21 protein-coding genes are annotated in these 22,929 nt (G+C 70.9%); 13 read left to right on the top strand and 8 right to left on the bottom strand.

The genetic code is table 11. The features are described from left to right. Nucleotides 1-113 precede the first annotated feature (113 nt). Nucleotides 114-2,600 carry an alpha-L-arabinofuranosidase C-terminal domain-containing protein gene (locus tag AB0F04_RS31935; RefSeq protein WP_362047944.1) on the top strand — a complete coding sequence of 829 codons (2,487 nt, stop codon included), beginning with the start codon at nt 114-116 and terminating at the stop codon, nt 2,598-2,600. A 63-nt stretch (nt 2,601-2,663) separates the two neighbouring features. On the opposite strand, the gene AB0F04_RS31930 is transcribed toward AB0F04_RS31935, so the two are convergent. Then, nucleotides 2,664-3,341, bottom strand: a complete 678-nt coding sequence (locus tag AB0F04_RS31930; protein WP_362047941.1) for a DUF6215 domain-containing protein — start codon at nt 3,339-3,341, stop codon at nt 2,664-2,666. Between the two features lie 172 nt (nt 3,342-3,513). Here AB0F04_RS31930 and argC point away from each other — a divergent pair, with 172 nt between their 5' ends. Genes argC through AB0F04_RS31905 form a run of 5 tightly spaced genes read left to right on the top strand, consistent with a single transcriptional unit; the run spans nt 3,514 to nt 8,347 of the window. Beyond that, nucleotides 3,514-4,542 carry an N-acetyl-gamma-glutamyl-phosphate reductase gene (gene argC / locus AB0F04_RS31925; RefSeq protein ID WP_362047938.1) on the top strand — a complete coding sequence of 343 codons (1,029 nt, stop codon included), beginning with the start codon at nt 3,514-3,516 and terminating at the stop codon, nt 4,540-4,542. Then, nucleotides 4,539-5,690 (top strand): bifunctional glutamate N-acetyltransferase/amino-acid acetyltransferase ArgJ, encoded by a 1,152-nt coding sequence (gene argJ, locus AB0F04_RS31920; protein WP_362047936.1) that lies wholly within the window; start codon nt 4,539-4,541, stop codon nt 5,688-5,690. The genes argC and argJ overlap by 4 nt, the downstream gene beginning before the upstream one ends. Further along, nucleotides 5,687-6,598: an acetylglutamate kinase gene (gene argB / locus AB0F04_RS31915; protein ID WP_362047933.1), complete on the top strand. Its 912-nt coding sequence runs from the start codon at nt 5,687-5,689 to the stop codon at nt 6,596-6,598. The genes argJ and argB overlap by 4 nt, the downstream gene beginning before the upstream one ends. Continuing rightward, nucleotides 6,595-7,794 carry an acetylornithine transaminase gene (locus AB0F04_RS31910; RefSeq protein WP_362047930.1) on the top strand — a complete coding sequence of 400 codons (1,200 nt, stop codon included), beginning with the start codon at nt 6,595-6,597 and terminating at the stop codon, nt 7,792-7,794. Before argB ends, AB0F04_RS31910 begins: the two co-directional genes overlap by 4 nt. A gap of 7 nt (nt 7,795-7,801) precedes the next feature. Beyond that, nucleotides 7,802-8,347, top strand: a complete 546-nt coding sequence (locus tag AB0F04_RS31905) for an arginine repressor (RefSeq protein WP_184561750.1) — start codon at nt 7,802-7,804, stop codon at nt 8,345-8,347. A 156-nt stretch (nt 8,348-8,503) separates the two neighbouring features. Here AB0F04_RS31905 and AB0F04_RS31900 read toward each other — a convergent pair whose 3' ends face one another. The 6 genes from AB0F04_RS31900 to AB0F04_RS31875 all read right to left on the bottom strand — a co-directional run bounded on the left by AB0F04_RS31900 (nt 8,504) and on the right by AB0F04_RS31875 (nt 14,196). Next, nucleotides 8,504-9,307, bottom strand: a complete 804-nt coding sequence (locus AB0F04_RS31900; protein WP_362047927.1) for an FAD:protein FMN transferase — start codon at nt 9,305-9,307, stop codon at nt 8,504-8,506. After that, nucleotides 9,300-10,355 (bottom strand): FMN-binding protein, encoded by a 1,056-nt coding sequence (locus tag AB0F04_RS31895; RefSeq protein WP_362047924.1) that lies wholly within the window; start codon nt 10,353-10,355, stop codon nt 9,300-9,302. Before AB0F04_RS31895 ends, AB0F04_RS31900 begins: the two co-directional genes overlap by 8 nt. A 43-nt stretch (nt 10,356-10,398) precedes the next feature. Further along, entirely contained in the window at nt 10,399-11,781 is a 1,383-nt protein-coding gene (locus tag AB0F04_RS31890; protein WP_362047921.1) for a ferredoxin reductase family protein, read from the bottom strand. Nucleotides 11,782-11,906: 125 nt separating this feature from the next. Next, nucleotides 11,907-12,605, bottom strand: a complete 699-nt coding sequence (locus tag AB0F04_RS31885; protein ID WP_362047918.1) for a L,D-transpeptidase family protein — start codon at nt 12,603-12,605, stop codon at nt 11,907-11,909. Between the two features lie 3 nt (nt 12,606-12,608). Then, on the bottom strand, nt 12,609-13,196 hold the full coding sequence (locus tag AB0F04_RS31880; RefSeq protein ID WP_362047915.1) for a pyridoxamine 5'-phosphate oxidase family protein: 588 nt from the start codon (nt 13,194-13,196) through the stop codon (nt 12,609-12,611). Between the two features lie 139 nt (nt 13,197-13,335). After that, nucleotides 13,336-14,196 carry a hypothetical protein gene (locus tag AB0F04_RS31875; protein WP_362047912.1) on the bottom strand — a complete coding sequence of 287 codons (861 nt, stop codon included), beginning with the start codon at nt 14,194-14,196 and terminating at the stop codon, nt 13,336-13,338. A gap of 225 nt (nt 14,197-14,421) precedes the next feature. Between AB0F04_RS31875 and argH the strand changes: the two genes are divergently transcribed. From argH to AB0F04_RS31855, 4 genes are all read left to right on the top strand, one after another. Beyond that, a complete protein-coding gene (argH, locus tag AB0F04_RS31870; RefSeq protein ID WP_362047909.1) occupies nt 14,422-15,858 on the top strand; it encodes an argininosuccinate lyase in 1,437 nt (478 codons plus the stop codon). Between the two features lie 144 nt (nt 15,859-16,002). Beyond that, complete coding sequence (locus AB0F04_RS31865) at nt 16,003-16,974, top strand: aldo/keto reductase (protein ID WP_362047906.1); 972 nt, start codon at nt 16,003-16,005, stop codon at nt 16,972-16,974. Nucleotides 16,975-17,062: 88 nt separating this feature from the next. Next, entirely contained in the window at nt 17,063-17,614 is a 552-nt protein-coding gene (locus tag AB0F04_RS31860; RefSeq protein ID WP_362047903.1) for a helix-turn-helix domain-containing protein, read from the top strand. After that, nucleotides 17,611-19,143 (top strand): MFS transporter, encoded by a 1,533-nt coding sequence (locus AB0F04_RS31855; RefSeq protein ID WP_362047900.1) that lies wholly within the window; start codon nt 17,611-17,613, stop codon nt 19,141-19,143. Before AB0F04_RS31860 ends, AB0F04_RS31855 begins: the two co-directional genes overlap by 4 nt. Nucleotides 19,144-19,512: 369 nt before the next feature. Here the strand turns inward: AB0F04_RS31855 and AB0F04_RS31850 are convergent, their stop codons facing one another. Further along, nucleotides 19,513-20,187, bottom strand: coding sequence for a lysophospholipid acyltransferase family protein (locus tag AB0F04_RS31850; RefSeq protein ID WP_362047897.1), 675 nt, complete (start codon nt 20,185-20,187; stop codon nt 19,513-19,515). A 387-nt stretch (nt 20,188-20,574) separates the two neighbouring features. Here AB0F04_RS31850 and AB0F04_RS31845 point away from each other — a divergent pair, with 387 nt between their 5' ends. The 3 genes from AB0F04_RS31845 (at nt 20,575) to AB0F04_RS31835 (ending at nt 22,887) form a co-directional block, all read left to right on the top strand. Beyond that, nucleotides 20,575-21,747, top strand: a complete 1,173-nt coding sequence (locus tag AB0F04_RS31845) for a glycerophosphodiester phosphodiesterase (RefSeq protein ID WP_362047894.1) — start codon at nt 20,575-20,577, stop codon at nt 21,745-21,747. Nucleotides 21,748-21,838: 91 nt separating this feature from the next. Next, on the top strand, nt 21,839-22,333 hold the full coding sequence (locus AB0F04_RS31840) for a sigma-70 family RNA polymerase sigma factor (RefSeq protein WP_362047891.1): 495 nt from the start codon (nt 21,839-21,841) through the stop codon (nt 22,331-22,333). 56 nt (nt 22,334-22,389) lie between these two features. Beyond that, nucleotides 22,390-22,887 carry a GNAT family N-acetyltransferase gene (locus AB0F04_RS31835; RefSeq protein WP_362048107.1) on the top strand — a complete coding sequence of 166 codons (498 nt, stop codon included), beginning with the start codon at nt 22,390-22,392 and terminating at the stop codon, nt 22,885-22,887. The last annotated feature ends 42 nt before the right edge of the window (nt 22,888-22,929 follow it).

Raw genomic sequence — 22,929 nt, 5'->3', positions numbered from 1 at the left:
TCGTATGCCCCATTGACGCGCATCCGCCCCCTCCCTATCTTGCCGTTCGAAGTGCTGATCATTGTCTGATATTTCGAACACCTCTACCTCTAGCAGAGAGCCGCGGAGTATCCATGCCACGCACCGACGCCCGCACCCGAAGGAGAATCGGTCTCACGACCACCGCCCTCCTGACGGCAGCAGCCCTCCTACCGGCCCCCGCGCACGCCGAGGACGTGACCGACTACGCGATCACCGTCGACCCGTCCGCCCAGGGCGCGAAGATCGACGACACGATGTACGGCGTCTTCTTCGAGGACATCAACCGCGCCGCCGACGGCGGCCTGTACGCAGAGCTCGTGCAGAACCGGTCGTTCGAGTACTCGACCGCCGACAACGGCTCCTACACGCCCCTGACCTCGTGGACGGCCGGGGGCACGGCCGAGGTCGTGAACGACTCGGGCCGCCTCAACGAGCGCAACCGCAACTACCTCTCCCTGGGCTCCGGTTCGTCCGTCACGAACGCCGGCTACAACACCGGCATCCGCGTCGAGCAGGGCAAGCGGTACGACTTCTCCGTGTGGGCCCGCGCCGAGCACGGCAGTACACTCACCGTCTCCCTGAAGGACGCCGCGGGCAGCCTGGCCGCCGCCCGCCAGGTCGCCGTGCAGGGCGGCTGGGCCAAGTACAAGGCCACGTTCACCGCGACCCGCACCAGCAACCGCGGCCGGCTCGCCGTCGCCGCGACGCACGCCGCCGCGCTCGACGAGATCTCGCTGTTCCCGCGCGAGACGTACAAGAACCAGCCCAATGGTCTCCGCAAGGACCTCGCCGAGAAGATCGCCGCCCTGAAGCCGGGCTTCGTGCGCTTCCCGGGCGGCTGCCTGGTCAACACCGGCTCCATGGAGGACTACAGCGCGGCCTCGAACTGGCAGCGCAAGCGCAGCTACCAGTGGAAGGACACCATCGGACCCGTAGAGCAGCGCGCCACCAACGCCAACTTCTGGGGCTACAACCAGAGCTACGGCCTCGGCTACTACGAGTACTTCCGCTTCTCCGAGGACATCGGCGCCATGCCGCTGCCCGTCGTCCCCGCCCTGGTGACCGGCTGCGGCCAGAACAAGGCCACCGACGACGAGGCGCTGCTCGAGCGGCACATCCAGGACACCCTCGACCTCATCGAGTTCGCCAACGGCCCGGCGGCCTCCAAGTGGGGCAAGGTACGCGCGCAGATGGGCCACCCCGAGCCCTTCCACCTCACCCACCTCGGGGTCGGCAACGAGGAGAACCTCCCGAAGGAGTTCTTCGCCCGCTTCGAGCGGTTCCGGACGGCCATCAAGGCGAAGTACCCGGACATCACCGTCATCTCCAACTCGGGCCCCGACGACGCCGGCACGACCTTCGACACCGCCTGGCAGCTCAACCGCGAGGGCAAGGTCGACATGGTCGACGAGCACTACTACAACAGCCCGAACTGGTTCCTGCAGAACAACGACCGCTACGACTCCTACGACCGCGGCGGCCCCAAGGTCTTCCTCGGCGAGTACGCCTCCCAGGGCAACGCCTGGAGAAACGGCCTGGCCGAAGCCGCGTACATGACGGGCCTGGAGCGCAACGCGGACGTCGTCAAACTCGCCTCGTACGCCCCGCTGCTCGCCAACGAGGACTACGTGCAGTGGCGCCCGGACATGATCTGGTTCAACAACCGGGCCTCCTGGAACTCGGCCAACTACGAGGTCCAGAAGCTGTTCATGAACAACGTCGGGGACCGTGTCGTGCCGTCCAGGGCCACCACCACGCCGACCGTCAGCGGCCCCATCACCGGTGCCGTGGGCCTGTCGACGTGGGCGACCAGCGCCGCCTACGACGACGTGAAGGTCACCTCCGCGGACGGCTCGACCCTGCTCAGTGACGACTTCTCCGGCGGCGCCTCGAAGTGGACCTCCAGCGGCCGGGGCAGCTGGAGCATCCAGGGCGGGGCCTACGTCCAGACCGACACCGCCGCCGAGAACACCATGGTCACGGCCGGCGACCCGGCCTGGAAGGACTACGACCTGCATGTGAAGGCGACCAAGAAGTCCGGCAAGGAGGGCTTCCTCGTCGCCTTCGGCGTCAAGGACACCGGGAACTACTACTGGTGGAACCTGGGCGGCTGGAACAACACCCAATCGGCCATCGAGCAGGCCGTGGACGGCGGCAAGAGCACCCTGCTGAGCAAGCCGGGATCGGTAGAGACCGGCCGTGCCTACGACATCGACATCAAGGTCCGCGGCCGCCAGGTCACCCTCTTCCTCGACGGCAAGGAGTGGGGCAGCTTCGAGGACGACAAGCCGGCCGAGCCGTTCCGCCAGGTCGTCACCAGGGACGCGAAGACCGGTGACCTGATCGTCAAGGTCGTCAACGCCCAGCCGGACGAGGCCCGTACGGCCGTCGACCTCGGTGACGCCAGGGTCGCCTCCACGGCCCGGGTCACCACGCTGGCCGCCGACGAGGACGCCGTGAACACGGAGACGGACACCCCGGTGACGCCGGTGACGTCCACGTTCCGGGGTGTGGCGAAGCAGTTCACCTACACCTTCCCCGCGAACTCCGTGACGTTCCTGAGGATCAAGCAGAGGTGACATCCCGCTGTGCGGCCGCCGTCCCCGGGGCGGCGGCCGCACAGCGCCGTCACCGCGTGAGATTCACGCGCCGGACTTCCATCCGGGGACCGTCGGCAACACCTTCTCGGCGACGCGCAGCAGCACAGCGTCGTCCGGTACCACTCCGTCCGCCCGCCACAGGGTGACGTCGAGGGAGCCGCCGCGGTCCTTGGTGTCCTGGGCCACGGTCAGGGCCCGGGCCGGAACGCCGGGCCCGCTGTCGGCGTCCCCGCCGTCGAGCCGGAAGCTGATGCTGATGGTGCGGGTCGAGTAGAGGACACCCGGGCGGCCCAGTGTCTTCCGCGGGCGGGCGTCGGGTCCGAGGAGAGCCTCCGACCCGGCCACCGGCAGGCCGTCGTAGGTCGCCGAGAGCGTCACGGTGTACGTCTCGAACTCCACCTGCGCCTGCGGGGTGGCGATCTTCCCGATGGAACTGTCGCTGCCGGAGGCGCTCTTCGCGATCTCCGTCGGCGTGCCCAGCAGCCCGGCCAGGTCGGACCGGTTCAGCGCCTGGCACAACCGCGCCCCGGAGAGGTGCTTGCCCTTGGCGGCCGGGGTCTCCCCGTCGGAGCAGGTGGCCGGCTTCGGCTCGCTCTCAGCGGCCGACGTGTTGGCGAGCCCCCAGAAACCGGCGCCGAGCGCCCCCACCAGCACCACCGCGGCGAGCGCCTGCCCCCACGCGTTCACGCTCTTCTCGGGCGCGTCGATGTCCTCGGCCATGTTCCCCCGTCTGCCGTGATCCCCTGAGATGTGCCCGCGGACCTTAACCTGTCGTCATGGTCAGGACAAAACCGGTTTCGGGAGGCATCGTCACGGCGACCGTGCGGCCCGTGCATGGGATTGCATAAACGTGCAGAGAAACGTATAGTCATGCCCTCTAGGAGGAGGTTCCATGGCGGTACGTGCGGCAGTGGCCGGAGCGAGTGGGTACGCGGGCGGAGAACTGCTGCGTCTGCTCCTGGCACACCCCGAGGTCGAGATCGGCGCTCTGACCGGCAACTCCAACGCGGGGCAGAAGCTCGGTGCGCTCCAGCCGCACCTGCTGCCCCTGGCCGGCCGAGTGCTCCAGGAGACCACGCCGGAGGTCCTCGCCGGCCACGACGTCGTCTTCCTCGCGTTGCCGCACGGCCAGTCCGCCGCCGTCGCCGAGCGGCTCGGCCCGGACGTGCTCGTCGTCGACATGGGCGCCGACTTCCGACTGACGGACGCCGCCGCCTGGGAGCAGTTCTACGGCTCGCCCCACGCCGGAACCTGGCCCTACGGCCTTCCCGAACTGCCGGGCGCCCGCGCTGCGCTGGAGGGGTCCAAGCGCATCGCGGTGCCCGGTTGCTACCCCACCGCCGTCACCCTGGCCCTGTTCCCGGCGTACACGGCCGGTCTGGCGGAGCCCGAGGCCGTGATCGTCGCCGCGTCCGGCACGTCCGGTGCGGGCAAGGCGCCCAAGCCGCACCTGCTCGGCAGCGAGGTCATGGGGTCGATGTCCCCGTACGGCGTCGGCGGCGGGCACCGGCACACCCCCGAGATCACCCAGAACCTCAGCGCGGCCGCCGGCGCGCCGGTCTCCGTGTCCTTCACCCCGACCCTCGCGCCGATGCCCCGCGGCATTCTCGCCACGTGCAGCGCCAAGGCCGCCGACGGCGTCACGGGCGAGTCCCTGCGCGCCGCCTACGAGAAGGCCTTCGCCGACGAGCCGTTCGTGCACCTGCTGCCCGAGGGCCAGTGGCCCGCCACGGCGTCCGTCCACGGTTCGAACGCCGTTCAGGTACAGGTCGCGTACGACGCGGCCGCCGGACGGATCATCGTGATCAGCGCCATCGACAACCTCACCAAGGGCACCGCGGGCGGTGCCGTCCAGAGCATGAACATCGCCCTGGGTCTCGACGAGACCACCGGGCTGACGACGATCGGAGTTGCGCCGTGAGTGTGACGGCAGCAAAGGGATTCACGGCGGCGGGCATCGCTGCGGGGATCAAGGAGAACGGCAACCCCGACCTGGCCCTCGTGGTCAACACCGGCCCCCGCCGCGCCGCCGCCGGCGTCTTCACCTCCAACCGTGTGAAGGCCGCGCCGGTCCTGTGGTCCGAGCAGGTGCTCAAGAGCGGCCAGGTGTCCGCCGTCGTCCTCAACTCCGGTGGCGCCAACGCCTGCACGGGCCCCAAGGGCTTCCAGGACACCCACGCGACGGCCGAGAAGGCCGCGGAGGTCCTCGGCCGGGGCGCCATCGAGGTGGCCGTCTGCTCCACCGGCCTCATCGGCGTGCTGCTGCCGATGGACAAGCTGCTGCCGGGCGTCGAGACGGCCGCCGCCCAGCTCTCCGAGCACGGTGGTGAGAAGGCCGCCATCGCCATCAAGACCACCGACACCGTCCACAAGACGGCCGTCGTCACCAAGGACGGCTGGACCGTCGGCGGCATGGCCAAGGGCGCGGGCATGCTCGCCCCCGGCCTCGCCACCATGCTCGTCGTCCTCACCACCGACGCCGCCCTCGACGACGAGGTCCTGGACAAGGCGCTGCGGGCCGCCACCCGCACGACCTTCGACCGGGTCGACTCCGACGGCTGCATGTCCACCAACGACACCGTCCTGCTGCTCGCCTCCGGCTCCGCCGAAGTCACCCCGGAGTACGAGGAGTTCGCCGAGGCCGTACGGCAGGTCTGCGACGACCTCGGGCAGCAGCTCATCCGCGACGCCGAGGGCGCCAGCAAGGACATCAAGGTCGAGGTGGTGGGCGCCGCGACCGAGGACGACGCCGTCGAGGTGGGCCGCTCCATCGCCCGTAACAACCTCCTGAAGTGCGCCCTGCACGGCGAGGACCCCAACTGGGGCCGGGTGCTCTCCGCCATCGGCACCACGCAGGCCGCCTTCGAGCCCGACCGGCTGAACGTCGCCATCAACGGCGTCTGGGTCTGCAAGAACGGCGGGGTCGGCGAGGACCGCGACAAGGTCGACATGCGCTACCGCGAGGTGCACATCGTCGCCGACCTCGCCGCCGGGTCGGAGACCGCCACGATCTGGACCAACGACCTCACCGCCGACTACGTCCACGAGAACAGCGCGTACTCCTCATGAGCAGTCCCACGCGGAAACACACCGCTCTTCCCAAGGCCGAGATCCTCATCGAGGCGCTGCCCTGGCTGGTCCGGCACAACGGCAAGACGGTCGTCATCAAGTTCGGCGGCAACGCCATGATCGACGAGGACCTCAAGGCCGCCTTCGCCCAGGACGTGGTGTTCCTGCACCACGCCGGCCTCAAGCCCGTCGTCGTGCACGGCGGCGGCCCGCAGATCAGTCGGGCGCTCGATCAGCACGGCATCGTCAGCGAGTTCAAGGCCGGCCTCAGGGTCACCACCGAGGACGCCATGGACGTCGTCCGCATGGTGCTGGCCGGGCAGGTCCAGCGCGAACTGGTCGGGCTCCTCAACCAGCACGGGCCACTCGCCGTCGGTCTGACCGGCGAGGACGCCCACACCATCACCGCCACCAAGCACCAGCCCGAGATCGACGGCGAGCTGGTCGACATCGGGCGGGTCGGCGAGATCACCGCGATCGACACGGGCGCGATCGAGGCCCTGCTCGCCGACGGCCGCATCCCGGTCGTCTCCTCGATCGCCCGCTCCCAGGACGACGGACATGTCTACAACGTCAATGCTGATACGGCGGCTGCGGCACTCGCTGCTGCACTGGACGCCGAAACCCTCATGGTCCTCACCGACGTCGAGGGCCTCTACGAGGACTGGCCGCACAGCGACGAGGTGATCAGCCGCCTCACCGCGACCGAGCTGGAGCGGCTGCTGCCGGACCTGTCGTCCGGCATGGTGCCGAAGATGGAGGGCTGCCTGCACGCCGTGCGCAACGGTGTCACCACCGCCCGCGTCATCGACGGCCGGGTCCAGCACTCGATCCTGCTGGAGATCTTCACCGACGAGGGCATCGGCACGATGGTCGTGCCCGACGAGCACGAGGGGGACGCCGCATGACCGCGCAGCAGGAGTACGCCGGGCGGTGGCAGGGCGCGCTCATGAACAACTACGGCACCCCGCTGCTGCCCCTGGAGCGCGGCGCGGGCACCAAGGTGTGGGACGCCGACGGCCACGCGTACCTCGACTTCGTCGGCGGCATCGCCACCAACGCCCTCGGCCACGCCCACCCGGCGGTCGTCGAGGCCGTCAGCCGGCAGATCGGCTCCCTCGGCCACATCTCCAACTTCTTCATGGCCGAGCCGACCGTCGCCCTCGCCGAGCGGCTGCTGCGCCTCTTCGGCCGGGACGGCAAGGTCTTCTTCTGCAACTCCGGCGCCGAGGCGAACGAGGCCGCGTTCAAGATCGGCCGGCTGACCGGGCGGACCCACATCGTGGCCACCGAGGGCGCCTTCCACGGGCGGACCATGGGCGCCCTGGCACTGACCGGCCAACAGGGCAAGCGCGAGCCGTTCCTGCCGCTGCCGGGCGATGTCACGCACGTGCCGTTCGGTGACGCGCAGGCCCTGGCCGCCGCCGTCACCGAGGAGACCGCGCTCGTCATCCTCGAACCGATCCAGGGCGAGCTCGGCGTCGTCGTGCCGCCCGCCGGCTACCTCAAGGCGGCCCGGGCCATCACGGCCGCGACCGGGGCCCTGCTCGTCCTCGACGAGGTGCAGACCGGCATCGGCCGGACCGGGCACTGGTTCGAGTACCAGGCCCACGAGGGCGTCCTGCCCGACGTCGTCACCCTCGCCAAGCAGCTGGGCGGCGGCCTGCCGCTCGGCGCGACCGTCGCCTTCGGGCGCGCGGCCGACCTGCTCCAGCCCGGCCAGCACGGTACGACCTTCGGTGGCAACCCGGTCGCCTGCGCCGCGGGGCTCGCGGTCCTCGACACGATCGAGAACGAGGGGTTGCTGGAGAACGTCAAGCGGCAGAGCGAGAGGCTGCGGGACGGAATCGAGGGCCTCGGCCACCAGTTGATCGATTTCGTCCGGGGTACGGGACTCCTCCTGGGTATCGTGCTCACCGAGCCGCTCGCGCCCCAGGTGCGTCAGGCGGCTCAGGAGGCCGGATTCCTGGTGAACGCGCCCGCCCCCGACGTCGTCCGGCTGATGCCGCCGCTGAACCTCGGCGACGACGAGGTGGACGCGTTCCTCGGGGCGCTGCCCGGCATCCTCCAGGCAGTCAGCGGGGACGGACGATCCGGGGAATGAGACGACGATGAGCCAGGCGCAGGACCACGAGCAGCCGGGGGCGAACGGGCCCGCCGTGCCGCAGACCCGCACCGCCCGCCACCGCCGGATCGTGGACATCCTCAACCGGCAGCCGGTCCGGTCGCAGAGCCAGCTGGCGAAGCTGCTCGCCGACGACGGGCTGAGCGTCACGCAGGCCACGCTCAGCCGGGACCTGGACGAACTGAACGCGGTGAAGATCCGCAACGCCGACGGTGACCTGATCTACGCGGTGCCCAGCGAGGGCGGGTTCCGCACGCCCAGGGCGCCGCTGGGCGGGTCGGCGAAGGAGGAGCGGATGCGGCGGCTCTCGCAGGAGCTGCTGATCTCCGCGGAGGCTTCGGCGAACCTCGTGGTCCTGCGGACCCCTCCGGGGGCCGCGCAGTTCCTGGCCTCGGCCATCGACCAGGCCGAACTGCACGACATCCTGGGGACGATCGCCGGTGACGACACGTTGCTGCTGATCAGCCGGGAGCCGGCGGGTGGGCAGGCGCTGGCCGACCATCTGCTGAGGCTGGCCCAGAACGGGCACTGAGCGCCGTAGGGGTGCCGGTGGTGGGTGCGTGCGGGTGCGCTGCGGCTGGTCGCGCAGTTCCCCGCGCCCCTGGGTCGGCCTGGTTGCGGGCATGCGTGCCGCCGGGGGAGGCACCCCGCTGCGCCGGGCTGCGGAACCCCCCGCCCCAGCCCCGGCTCACCCCAGCCTCGCCGCCAACCCCCCGGTGCACCGCACCTCGTCCCCGGCCGTGATCAGCAGCGCTTCCACCCCCGGCAGCGACTCCAGCCACGCGAGGCCCTCCCGCGACCCCATCGCGAACGCCGCCGTCGCCCAGCAGTCCACCCACGTCAGCCGCGGGCCCACCACCGTCACGGCGACCAGGTCGGTCACCGCGGAGCGCCCCGTCCGGGGGTCGACGATGTGGTCCCCCCGCTCCGCCGTCCCGGACGTGGCCACGGACAACTCGTCCACCCCGGCCGCGGAGACGACCGCCGCGAGACCCCCCGGACGCAACGGGTCGGCCACGCCCACGCGCCACGGCCGCTGCCCACCCGGCGTCCCGAGCAACTGCACATCGCCGCCGCCGTTCAGGTTCACCCCGCACACCCCGGGCACGTCCGCCAGCAGGCGCGCCGCCCGCTCGACGGCCCAGCCCTTCACGATGCCCGTCGGATCGAGGCGGCCCTGGTACGACGTGCTGAACCAGCCGTCGCTCAGCCGCTCCGCCTCGGCGGCCAGTCCCAGCACCTCGGCGACCTCGGGATCGCACTCCGCGACGGTCACCTCACCGCGCTGCAACCGCGAGACCTGGCTGTCCTCGCGGTACGTGCTGAACACCTCGTCGACCCGGTGCAACCAGGCCACGGCCTCGTCCAGGGCCGCGCGCACGGCGGCCGGTTCCCCGCCGCGGACGTCGAAGGAGAAGACGGTCCCCATCGTCTCCTCGGCATGACGTACCGCGGCGGGAGCCTGTGCGGAGTCGGCCACCGTGTCAGCCACCGGCCTGGTCCAGCGCGGACTGCAGGGACTGCTTGTAGCCGGCGCTGGTGTACGTGGCGCCCGACACCGCGTCGATCTGCGCGGTACCGGCCGCCACGGCCGCCTGGTTGAGACGGGGGACGGACGAGGAGGTGATCTGGTCGCTGCGGCCGCCCTTGGGGGCCTGGACCGCCTCGGCCTTGGTGATCTTCCCGCCGGCCACCGTCACCCGGACCTGCACCGGCCCGTACTGCGTCTGCGCCGCCTTGCCGGTGAGAGTCCGAGTCGTGGCCTGGCCGCCTCCCGAGCCCGCGGCCTGCGAGGAACCGCTCTGAGCCGGCGCCTTGTCGAGTGCCGACTGGAGGGACTTCTTGTAGCCGGCGCTGGTGTACGTGGCACCCGACACCGCGTCGATGTCCGCGGTACCGGCCGCCACGGCCGCCTGGTTGAGGCGGGGGACCGAGCTGGCGGTGATCTGGTCGCTGCGGCCGCCCTTGGGGGCCTGGACCGCCTCGGCCTTGGTGACCTTCCCGCCGGCCACCGTCACCCGCACCTGCACCGGCCCGTACTGCGTCTGCGCGACATCGCCGGTCAGCGTCTGCGCCCCGCCCGAGCCCTGCTGGGCCCCGGCCGACGCCTTCGCCTTGTCCAGGGCCGACTGGAGGGACTTCTTGTAGCCGGCGCTGGTGTACGTGGCGCCCGACACCGCGTCGATCTCCGCGCTCTGCGCTGCGACAGCCGCCTGGTTGAGGCGGGGGACCGAGCCTGCGGTGATCTGGTCGCTGCGGCCGCCCTTGGGAGCCTGGACCGCCTCCGCCTGGGTGATCTTGCCGTTGCTCATGGTCAGGCGGACCTGCACCGCGCCGTACTGCGTCTGCGCCGCGTCACCGGTGACAGCGCCGTTCACGCCGCCCTGCGGGGCCTGCCCGGCAGCCGCGGGCGGGGCCTGTCCCGCCGCCTGGGCGGAGCCCGGGTCGGAGGCAGGCTTCAGGGACAGCAGCAGCACGATCCCGGAGACGGTGGCTGCGCCGGCGAGCACGGCACGCCGGACGGGGTGAGACTTCCTCATCGTTTCCCAAACTCCTGAAAAAGGGCCGTTGGTGTCCCGTCGCTCACATCTCGAACGACTCGTGATGGATGCGGCGGGCGGGTACTCCCGCTCCGCGCAGTGCCTCGTAGACCGACTGCGCGAAACCGGGCGGCCCGCACATGAAGACGTCGTGGTCGCCGATGTCCGGGATCTTCCGCTGGAGGGACTCCGCGGAGATGTCCGGGCGTTCCCCTTCCGGGCTGTTGACCGCGTACATCAGCCGGGCGCCGCGCTCGTCGGCGATCTTGGCGAGTTCGCCCCACAGCGCCAGGTCCTGGGTGGTGTTGGCCCGGTAGAGAAGGGTGATGTCACCGGACGCGCCGGGCAGCGTCTCGAACAGCGCCCGCATCGGCGTGATGCCGACCCCGCCCGCGACCAGCAGGACCTTGCCGCGGCTGCGGCGCTGCGCGGTCATCGCCCCGTACGGGCCCTCGGCCCAGACCTTGGTGCCGGGTTCGAGGTCCCGCAGCCGGGAGGTGTGGTCACCGATCGCCTTGACCGTGATGCGCAGCATGTCCGGGCGGGGGGCCGCCGACAGCGAGTACGGGTGCGAACTGAAGCGCATGCCCGGCGCCTTGAACCGCCAGCGGAAGAAGTGCCCGGCCTCCGCCCCCATCCGGTGCAGCTTGCGCCCGCTGATCAGCACGGACACGATCCCCGGGGTCTCCTCGATGACCGCCGCGACGCGCATGCGGTGCCGCAGGTTCAGCCGGATGGGGGTGAGGATCCGGTACCAGACGACCAGCGCGGTCACCACGCCGTACAGCCCGTACCAGAAGGTCTTCGCGGCCGGCTCGACGGCGAACTCGTTGCCGGTCGTGATCTGGTGCCAGAACGTCATGTACACCGAGGCGTACGTGAGCAGGTGCACGTGGTACCAGGTGTCGTAGCCGATCAGCCGGCGCACCCCGCCGATCGACAGGATCCCGATGAGGAACAGCAGGCCCGTGCCGATGGCGGCCTTGCCCATGTCCGGCAGCTGGTTGACGGAGTCCACCGTCTGCTGGACGACGTCACCGAGCCCCTTGCCCGCCTGGAGCGCGTAGCCCCACATGGTGAGGAAGACGTGGGCCAGCACCAGACAGAGCGTGTAACGGCCGGTCATGGCGTGCCAGCGCGCCACCCGGTCGGTGCCCACCCGGCGCTCCAGCGCGGGCACCCGGGCCATCTGGAGCACCACCAGCGCCATGAGGTAGCCGGCGAGCAGACCGGTGATCCGGCCCGCAGCAAGGATCTTGCTCGCGTTGTCGGCGAGGGACGGTGTGTTGTCCCACCACAGCCACAGCACGGCCGCCGCACCGGCCCACAGGGCGATCAGCAGCGGAACGGCCGGGGAGCGGCGCGGGCGGATGCGGCGCATCGTCTGGCGGCGGGCGGCACGTCCGCCTGCGAGCGTGGTGGTCACGGTTCCTCCGTGGGGACTTGACCCTTGGCCCACAGATACGGACCGCGACACGGGAGTGTTCAGTCGTGCACCGAGTCGCGTCCGGGCAGGAGTGAGCGCTGGTCACGCTCACGCGGCTTTCCCCGTCACAGGCGGGTGACGGCCGTGCTCCCGCTCCGGGTGCCCACGGCGATGTGCGGCCGCCGCGCGGGGTCGGCCCACATGAGGATCCGCCGCATCGCCTTCCCGGGCACGGAGACGCAACCGGCCGTCGCCCCCCGCCCGTGGACGTGGAGGAAGATGCCCGCACCGCGCCCCCGCACGGGCCGCTCGTAGTTGAAGCCGATGACGAGCGCGTGCGCGTACTGCGCTGAGTAGGTGATCAGGTGCTCGGACTCGGCGGCCCGGCAGTCGGCCGCACGCGGCTCGCTCCAGCGGTTGTAGGACCGGGAGTCGTTGTCCTGGCACCACCAGGAATCCTGGCGCACCCGGCGGTAGGTGTACGCCGTCCCGCGCGGCGCGGCCTTGATGCCGAAGGCGTACGGCAGGCCGTAGAGGCCGGTGGGCGTGGTGTTCGTGCCCTGCTTGCGGGTGGCGCCCGCGGCGAGTCCGTTCGCTCCGAAACGGGCGGGGGCGGAGCCCCTCTTCACCCAGCGCCCGTCCTCGCGGTCCCACCAGGTGACCGTGCCCGTCGTCGAGGCCCGCTTCGGGGCCACCGCGGTGATCAGCTGCGTGCCGCCGCCGGTGTCCGCCATCCGGGCCGGCAGCGGCGGCGCGGGGGCGGCCGGCCCGGTGCCGGGCACGAGCAGGGAGGAGACGACGAGGGCGACGGCACCGGGACGCATGCCTCAGACGGTAGAGGGGGGCAGCGGCAACGGCAGCCCGGGTAGTCCGTCCAGGCTGGTGGCGATGTGTTCCTTCTTGCCGAAGTACGCGTTGAGCGAGGCGTCGTCCTCCCGGGCGAACCGCTTGCCGTGCAGGTCCCGGTCCTCCTCGTACGCCATGAAGGGCACGCCGTAGCCGCAGGTGTCGCGGACGAGTTCGGCGGTGACCACGATGATCGCGCGCAGGCCGTGCTGCGCCGGGTCGATGTCCGGGAAGTGCGCGAGCAGTTCCCGGAAGCGGGGGTCGTCACGGAAGACCGGTTCGCCCCTGCCGTGCACGCGGACGATGTTCGGCGGGCCCTGGAAGGCGCACCACATCAGCGTGATCCGCCCGTTCTCCCGCAGATGGGCGATGGTCTCGGCGTTGGAACCGGCGAAGTCGAGGTAGGCCACCGTGAGCTCGTCGAGCACCGCGAAGGAGCCCGTGAGGCCCTTGGGGGAGAGGTTGACGGTGCCGTCGGCGGCCAGGGGCGCGGTGGCGGTGAAGAAGACCGGCTGTGCCTCGATGAAGGTGCGGAGCCGGCCGTCTATGCGCTCGTAGGTCTTTCCCATGTCGAACGATTATGGCCGCATATCTTTCGACCGTCTAAGGAATTGCGGGGTCCGGTCACCTCTGCCGGACCCCGCGGCGGACGTCTGCCGCGGCCGCCCCGGCCGGCGCTCCCACGGGGCGGCCACAGCGCCTGTCACCTCACTTGTTGAGGGTGCAGGCGGCCAGGGAGTCCAGACCCTGGGGCTTGGCGGCGGTCCGGCCGATGGCGGTGGCGATGCGGTTGACGGTCGCGACGCGCTTGTCCTTGAGGGGGCCGAGGATGGCGTTCTGGACGAAGTTGGGGCCGCCCTGGCCGACGGTGTTCACCAGACGGGTGTTGGCTTCCCGGATCTGCGTGTTGAGCAGGTCGAGGTTGCGGTCGACCTCGGCCTTGGCGGAGGCGGGGACCGCCGGGAGCTTGGAGCGGACGTCCGGGCAGGTGATGGTGCCGGCGGCGCCGTTGCCGGCATTGCCCGCGTTCCCGGCGTTGCCCGCATTGCCGGCGTTACCCGCGTTGCCCTTGTTGCCGCCGGCCTGCGGCTTGCCGGCCGCGCCGCCGCCCGCGTTGGTGCCCGCGCCGTTCAGCGTGCAGGTGGCCAGGGAGTCCAGACCCTGGGGCTTGGCGGCGGTCCGGCCGATGGCGGTGGCGATGCGGTTGACGGTCGCGACGCGCTTGTCCTTGAGGGGGCCGAGGATGGCGTTCTGGACGAAGTTGGGGCCGCCCTGGCCGACGGTGTCGACCAGGCGCTTGTTGGCCTCCTGGATCTGCGTGTTGAGCAGGGCGAGGTTGCGGTCGACCTCGGCCTTGGCGGAGGCGGGGACCGCCGGGAGCTTGGAGCGGACGTCCGGGCACGTGATGGTGCCGGGGCCCGCCAGCGTCCGGGCGTTCTTGGCGCCGCTGTCGGGCGACTCCCCGGCGAGGGCGAAGCCGGCGATGACCGTGCCGGACAGAGCCACCGCGGCGGCGCCGCCGATGAACGTGACGCGACGCTTGTTGTACTTCGGAAGAGCCCTGGACATGCGGATGCCTCACTAGGGAGTCGGAGTGTCGTCGGTGTCGTAACGCGGCGCCTGCGTTCGGCGAGAGGTACGGGTAAGCGGTTTCCCGCGTTCAATGGATCTTCAAATTCCTCTCACGTGACCGGAAACCGACCCCCGGCCCCACCGAATTGACGAATCATGCAGCGGTCTGCATACTCATGCATGACGGTGAGGCACATCCACACCCCCTTGAGGAGCGCGCAGGTGAGCAGCAACAGCGGTGACGTCCGGCTCTGGGGCGGCCGTTTCGCCGACGGTCCCGCCGAGGCGCTGGCGAAGCTGTCCGCGTCCGTCCACTTCGACTGGCGGCTCGCGCCGTACGACATCGCCGGTTCGCGTGCCCACGCGCGCGTGCTGCACAAGGCGGGTCTGCTCACCGAGGACGAGCTGACCCGCATGATCGCCGGCCTCGACCAGCTCGAGGCGGACGTCGCCGACGGCACCTTCGTGGGCACGATCGCCGACGAGGACGTCCACACCGCCTTGGAGCGCGGCCTCCTGGAGCGCCTCGGCCCCGACCTCGGCGGCAAGCTGCGCGCGGGCCGCTCCCGCAACGACCAGGTCGCGACCCTCTTCCGCATGTACCTGCGGGACCACGCCCGGATCGTCGGCGGTCTGATCGCCGAGCTCCAGGACGCGCTGATCGGCCTCGCCGAGGCCCACCCCGACGTGGCGATGCCCGGCCGCACGCACCTCCAGCACGCCCAGCCCGTCCTGTTCGCCCATCATGTGCTGGCCCACGTCCAGTCCCTTTCCCGGGACGCGGAGCGGCTGCGCCAGTGGGACGCCCGCACGGCGGTCTCCCCCTACGGCTCGGGCGCCCTGGCCGGCTCCTCCCTCGGGCTGGACCCGGAGGCGGTGGCGAAGGATCTCGGCTTCGAGCACGGCTCGGCCGGCAACTCCATCGACGGCACGGCCTCCCGGGACTTCGTCGCCGAGTTCGCCTTCATCACGGCGATGATCGGCGTCAACCTCTCCCGGATCGCCGAGGAGGTCATCATCTGGAACACGAAGGAGTTCTCCTTCGTGACCCTGCACGACGCGTTCTCGACGGGCTCGTCGATCATGCCCCAGAAGAAGAACCCGGACATCGCCGAGCTGGCCCGTGGCAAGTCGGGCCGCCTCATCGGCAACCTCACGGGCCTGATGGCCACGCTCAAGGCTCTCCCGCTCGCGTACAACCGCGATCTCCAGGAGGACAAGGAGCCGGTCTTCGACTCCATCGACCAGCTGGAGGTCCTGCTCCCGGCCTTCACCGGCATGATGGCCACCCTCACGGTCCACCGCGAGCGCATGGAGGAACTGGCGCCGGCCGGCTTCTCCCTCGCCACGGACATCGCCGAGTGGCTGGTGAAGCAGGGCGTGCCGTTCCGCGTGGCCCACGAGGTGGCGGGCGAGTGCGTGAAGGCCGCCGAGTCCGAGGGCAAGGAACTGGACGCCCTGACGGACGAACAGTTCGCCAAGATCTCCGCCCACCTCACCCCCGAGGTGCGCACGGTCCTGAACGTCCCCGGCGCCCTGGCCTCCCGCAACGGCAGGGGCGGCACGGCGCCGAGCGCGGTGGCCGTCCAGCTGGCCGAGGTGAAGGCGGATGTGGCGATCCAGCACGAGTGGGCGGTGGAGAAGGGAAGCGCCCTCTAGGGGCGCGGGGAACTGCGCGACAAGCCACGACCAACCCGCACTCGCCGAACCACCGCTCGAACCGAGCTCTGATCGCGAGCGCCGAAGGTCATCGCGGGTACGTTGGTCGGAAGCCGTACCGGACCCGACCGAACGGAGCCCGCGATGCCCTTCGCTCGACTGGCAACCGCAACGACCCCCACCTGCCACATCGGACTGGGCCTCGCCGCCGTAGGACGCCCCGGCTACATCAACCTGGGCCGGGACGAAGATCTCGGAGAGGACCGCAGCGTCGAAACGCTGCGGGGCCGCACCCATGAGCTCCTCGACGCCGCCTACGCCCAGGGCGTCCGCTACTTCGACGCGGCCCGCTCCTACGGCCGCTCCGAGGAGTTCCTCGCCGGCTGGCTGAAGGACAGGCCCGGCCTCGACGACATCGTCGTGGGCAGCAAGTGGGGCTACACCTACACCGCCGACTGGTCCACCGACGCCGAGAAGCACGAGGTCAAGGACCACACCCTCGCCACCTACGAACGGCAGCGCGCGGAGAGCGACGCCCTGCTCGGCGACCGGCTCGACCTCTACCAGGTCCACTCGGTGACCCCGGACAGCCCGGCCCTGACCGACAAGGAACTGCACGCACGGCTCGCGGAAGCCGCCGCACAGGGCCTCACCGTCGGGTTCTCCACCAGTGGCCCCGCCCAGGCGGACGCGATCCGCGCCGCTCTCGCCGTGATGGTCGACGGCGAACCCCTCTTCCGTACCGTGCAGTCCACGTACAACGTGCTGGAGACCTCCGCCGCGCCCGCCCTCGCCGAGGCCCACGACGCCGGACTGACCGTGATCGTGAAGGAGGGCATGGCCAACGGCCGGCTCGCCGGGCCGCACGCCCCGGACCTCGTACGGGAGATCGCCGAGCGGTCGGGGCTCGGCTGCGACGCCGTCGCCCTGGCCGTCATCCTGCGACAGCCCTGGGCCGGTGTCGTCCTGTCCGGCGCGGCCACCACCAACCAGCTCGCCTCGAACCTGCACGCGGCGGTCGTCGACCTCGACGACGAGCAGCTGAACCGCCTCGCCACGCTGGTGGAGGAGCCGCACGCGTACTGGCAGCGGCGCGCGCAACTGCCCTGGCACTGATCACTCCATCACCCGCAGAGTACGGCCACCGTGAGTCGCGCATGCACCGGATGAGACATTCATGTCTCATCCGGGTTATGGTTGTCTCATGGCTGTCGACCCCGAGCACGTGCTGCGCGCCGCCGCTGCCCTGCTGACCCGCAAATCCACCGCGACCATGGACGAGGTCGCCAAGGCCGCCGGAATCAGCCGGGCCACACTGCACCGGCACTTCGCGGGACGTGACGCCCTCGTCCGGGCGCTGGAGGCGCTCGGCATCGCGGAGTGCGAGGCCGCCCTGGACGCGGCCCGCCTCGACGAGGGCTCGGCGAGTGACGCCGTGCGCCGACTGGTCGGGGCCATGGAGCCCGCCGCGGGACTGCTCGCGTTCCTCTACACCGAGAACCAGCTGTTCGAGGGCGAGGAGCAGAACGCCGGCTGGGCCACGATCGACGACCGGATCTCCGCTTTGTTCCGGCGCGGCCAGCTCGGCGGTGAATTCCGCATCGACCTCACGCCCGCCTGGCTCACCGAGGCGCTGTACGGCCTGATGGCCTCCGGCGCCTGGATGGTGCACAGCGGCAAGGGCGCCCCCAAGGACTTCCAGCACATGATCGTCGAGCTGTTGCTCGGCGGCGCAGTCAGAAGAGAGGAATCATGACCAGCACCCTGCGGCCGGCGAAGACCACCGAGGCGGTGGAGCGCCCGGGCCGCTGGCTCGCGCTCGGTGTCCTCGTGCTCGCCGTGCTGCTGGTGGCCGTCGACGCGACCGTCCTCGGTCTCGCGACCCCCTACATCAGTGAGGACCTGGAGCCCTCCGGCACCCAGCTGCTGTGGATCGGCGATGTCTACTCGTTCGTCATCGCCGGTCTGCTAGTCTCCATGGGCAGCCTCGGCGACCGGATCGGCCGCAAGCGGATCCTGCTGATCGGAGCCACGGCGTTCGGCGCGATATCCGTCGTCAACGCCTACGCCACCACGCCCGAGATGATGATCCTCGCGCGGGCGCTGCTCGGCGTCGCCGGAGCGACTCTGATGCCGGCCACCCTCGCCCTGATCCGCAATCTCTTCCACGACCCGCGCGAACGCAGTCTCGCCGTCGGCATCTGGGGCGCCACCGCTTCCGCCGGCACGGCGGTCGGCCCGATCGCCGGAGGGTTCCTGCTGGAGCACTTCTGGTGGGGCTCCGTCTTCCTGATCAATCTGCCCGTGATGGCCGTCCTGGTCCTCGTCGGGATCAAGCTGCTGCCCGAGTCGCGCACCGCGAACCCCGGGCCCTGGGACCTGGTCAGTGTCGTGCTGTCGCTGGTCGGCATGATCGGCGTGGTGTACGCGGTCAAGGAGGTTGCCACCCACGGCCTCGGGTGGAGCACCCTGGCCGCGGGGCTGCTGGGCGCGGCCGCCCTGTACGGTTTCGTCCACCGTCAGCTCAGGCTGCCGACGCCGCTGCTGGACATGCGGCTGTTCCGCCACCGGGGCTTCAGCGGGGCGGTGCTGGCCGATCTGCTGACCATCCTCGGCCTGTCCGGACTGGTGTTCTTCCTGTCCCAGTATCTGCAACTCGTCCAGGGCAGGCGCCCGTTGGAGGCCGGGCTGGCCGAGCTGCCCGCGGCCGTCGGCGCGGTGGCGGCCGGACTGGTCGCGGGGCGTGCGGCACGGCGTTTCTCGGTGCGGGCCGTGGTCTCCGGGGGCCTCGCGGCGATCGGCCTCGCGCTGGCCGTGCTCACGGTGCTCGACCGTTCCACCGGCTACCCGCTGCTCGGGACCGCTCTGCTGGTGGTCGGCGTCGGCGCCGGCCTGTCGTTCACGGTGACCGCCGACGTGATCCTCTCCAGCGTGCCCAAGGAGCACGCGGGCTCCGCGTCCGCCGTGTCCGAGACGGCGTACGAACTCGGTGCCGCGCTCGGTATCGCCGCGCTGGGCTCCATCGTGACCGGCGTCTACCGCGACTTCACCGGGCCAGCGGGCACACCGGCCGCGGCCCACGAGTCGCTGGGCGGCGCCGTCGAGGCGGCGGCGCACATGCCCGCCCGCACCGCCGCCCCGATGCTGGACGCGGCCCGCACGTCGTTCGTGGACGGCCTGGCCCTGGCAGCGGGCGCGGGCGCGGCGGTCCTGCTGGCAGCGGCGGTGGCGGCGTGGTTCCTGCTACGGAGCCAGCAACTGGAAACCTCCCCGGACCACGCGTAACCCGCCCGGACGGCACAACGCCCCTGAGGACATACCCTCAGGGGCGCGGGGAACTGCGCGAAATGGACACGGGACGGCACGTAGCCACGCCCTGTAGGTCATGCCCTCAGGGGCGCGGGGAACTGCGCGAAATGGACACGGGACGGCACGTAGCCACGCCCCGGAGTTCACGCCCTAAGGGGCGCGGGGAACTGCGCGAAAACGGGCACGGGGCGGCACGTAACCACGCCCTGTAGGTCATGCCCTCAGGGGCGCGGGGAACTGCGCGACCAACCCCCACAACCCGCAGCCGCCCACGGCCCCCGGCAGCCCGAGCCCACCCACGCCCGAGCCCGCTCACATCCGAGCCCGCTCACGCCCGCACAGGAACTACGCCGCTTCCTTCGCCTTGCTCGCGTACATGTCCACGTACTCCTGCCCGGACAGCCGCATGACCTCGGCCATCACCGAGTCGGTCACGGCCCGCAGCACATAGCGGTCCCGGTCCATCCCCTCGTACCGGGAGAACTCCATCGCCTCACCGAACCGCACCGTGACCTTGCCCGGCCGCGGCAGCCCGGCCCCGCCCGGCTGCAACTTGTCCGTGCCGATCATGGCGAAGGGAACCACGGGCGCACCCGTCATCAGGGTCAGCCGGGCGATCCCCGTCCGCCCCCTGTACAGCCGCCCGTCGGGAGACCGCGTCCCCTCCGGGTAGATACCGAAGACCCGGCCCTCCTCCAGCACGCGACGCCCCGTCATCAGCGCGGCGACACCGCCCCGGCCGCCGTCGCGGTCGACGGGGATCATGCCGACGCCGGTGAAGAACCAGGCCATCAGCCGGCCCTTGAGTCCCTTGCCGGTCACGTACTCGTCCTTGCCGATGAAGAAGACCTGCCGGTCGCAGACCAGCGGCAGGATCATCGAGTCGATGAACGTCAGGTGGTTGCCGGCCAGGATGACCGGGCCATCACCCGGAATGCGCTCCGCACCCTCCACCTGTAGGCGGAACATCAGGCGCATGATCGGGCCGAGCACTGCCTTGATGAGCACGAAGCGGGACAACGGACCCTCCGGTGTCAAGGGGTTCTGTATGAGTCTGTGCAGGTGAGGACGATACTCGTGGCCCCGGCCATCGCGCACATCGGGCACGGCGACTTCACCGAGGCCTTACGCACTGTTGACGCACGTTTACCTGCGGTGGCGCACCGCCGACGACACGAAACGTCACCGACATGCTGTGACGCACATCGCCCCGGTGGCCCCCCGCACGCGTTCCCAGAACGGCCGAGCCGAATCGAACAGACCCGACGAGCCGTCACATCATCCTCCCCACCAGCCACTACGACATCCGACATCACCCGCGTGTTCCGCCCGGGGTCTCCCACTCGTCATGTACGCGCCCCTACGATCGGCGCGCACGGACGAGCCGAACCGGCGGAGAGGGCGCTCATGGGAACGCGGGAGTCGAACGAAGAAACGAGTGGTACCGGACGGCGGGCCCTGCTCGGCGCGGCGGTGCTCGGCGCGGGCGGAGCCGTCCTCGGCATGGCCGGCACGGCGCGCGCCGACGGCGCCCGGCACGGTGGCGGAGGCGGCGGCGGCGTCAACAGCCTGCCCAGGCCGACCATCATCGGCCACCGGGGCGCCAGCGGATACCGCCCCGAGCACACCTTCGGTTCGTACCAGCTGGCCCTCGACCTCGGTGCCGACGTCGTCGAGGCGGGCGACCTGGTCCCGACCAGGGACGGGCATCTGGTCTGCCGTCACGAGCCGGAGATCGGCGGCACCACGGACGTCGCCGACCACCCCGAGTTCGCCGGCCGCAAGAAGACCAAGCTGCTCGACGGCGTCTCCACCACCGGCTGGTTCACCGAGGACTTCACGCTCGCCGAGCTGAAGACGCTGCGCGCGGTCGAGCGCATCCCGGCCAACCGCCCGCACAACACGCTCTACGACGGCCGCTGGGAGATCCCCACCTTCGAAGAGGTCCTCAGGTGGCAGGACGAGCAGACCCGCAGGCGCGGCAAGCAGGTGTGGATCTATCCCGAGCTCAAGCACCCCACCTATTTCCGCAAGCAGGGTCTGCCCCTGGAGGAGCGGGTCGCCAAGCTGCTGGGCAAGTACCGCAAGGACCGGCGCACCTCCCCGGTCATCCTCCAGTCCTTCGAGCCGACCAGCGTCCAGCGCCTGCACAAGCTCGTCGACAACCCGCTGGTCGTCCTGCTGTCCTCGGCGGGCTCCCGGCCCTGGGACTTCGTCGAGACCGGCGACCCGCGCACGGTCGCCGACCTGGTCAAGCCGGCCGGCCTCAGGGAGATCGCGTCCTACGCGCAGGGCATCGGCCCGACCCTGGACCTGGTGATCCCGCGCGATGCCCAGGGCAGGCTCACCGAGCCGACGACGCTCGTCTCCGACGCGCACAGGGTGGGCCTGATCCTGCACCCGTACACCATGCGCAACGAAAACCCCTTCCTGCCCGCCGACTTCCGCAAGGGCACGGACCCGGACGCCTACGGTGACGTCTTCGGTGCCTACGAGGCGTACTTCGCGACGGGTATCGACGGCGTCTTCACCGACCAGCCCGACACGGGTCGGCTGGCCCGCGAGGACTTCACCGGCTGAGCCGGGTCAACGTCCGGGCCCGCACCCCCCGGTCGAGTGAGCTTCGGCCGCCCGGGCAACCCGCCACCCGGGCGGCCGCGTCGCTCCGCATATGACGCACGACCTGGTCGCCGCCCTGGGCCCGCTGCTCACCGCCGAGGCCTCCGCCGAGGCATATTCCACCGGGACCGAGCCCGGTGACCTGGAACAGGCGGTCTGGCTCCGTCTGCTGGAGCGGCTCGACGCCGAAGGGCCGCCGCTCGACCCCGCGCAGTGGCTCCGCCGAGCCGTCCGCTCCGAGGTGCGCCGCGCCCGCCGGACCAGCCGCCTCGAACGGCCGTACTCGGGTGAACCGGTCGACGACGGGGGCCGCGACCCCGAACAGCTCGCCCTCACCGCGGCCCGCGGCCGGGCCCTGCGCGAGGCCGTGCGCCGTCTCCCGGGCCGCTGCCCCCGGCTGATGGAGGCACTGCTCTCGCCTGAGGACCTGACATACCGGGAAATCGCAGGGGAGTTGGGTATCTCACAGGGGAGTCTTGGACCGGAACGTTCCAGATGCCTGGGATGTCTCAGGAGATTACTGACGCCGGAGGTTGCGGCCCGCTGAGGACGGGGATAGGAGTGGGGACACCAGGTGATCAGATGAGCGGGAGGCGTGCGCACATGGGCATGAGCGTGACCATCTCTGCGGCGACCGAGCAGGACGCGGAGCAGATCTTCAGACTGCAGTACCTGTGCTTCCAGTCGGAGGCGGCCCTGTACGGGAACTACCGCATCGACCCGCTCGTCCAAACCCTCGACTCGGTCCGCGAGGAGGTCACCCGCGACTGCGTCTTCGTGGCCCGGCTCGGCGACGAGGTCGTCGGCTCGGTCCGGGGTTCGGTCACCGAGGACGGCGCCGCCGCGATCGGCAAGCTCTGCGTCCACCCCCGCCTCCAGGGCCACGGCATCGGCGCCCGTCTTCTCAGGGCGGCCGAAGCGGCCCTCGCCGGCGACCACGGCGCCACCCGCTTCCGCCTCCACACAGGCCACCGCAGCGAGGGAAACCTCCGCCTCTACCGCAAGGTCGGCTACGAAACGGTTGGCACGTCCCAGGGCACGGACGGTGTCCCGATGATCGTCCTGGAGAAGCCGGCGAGTACGTACGCGGCGACGGCGTGATGATCGCCCTTCGTTCTTGAGGGCGCGGGGAACTGCGCGACA

Origin of the sequence: Streptomyces sp. NPDC029041, from assembly GCF_040637515.1 — a bacterium.
Classification (GTDB): domain Bacteria; phylum Actinomycetota; class Actinomycetes; order Streptomycetales; family Streptomycetaceae; genus Streptomyces.
Note: the sequence above shows the minus strand (reverse complement) of the source record. Positions and strands in the feature narration are given on the sequence as shown.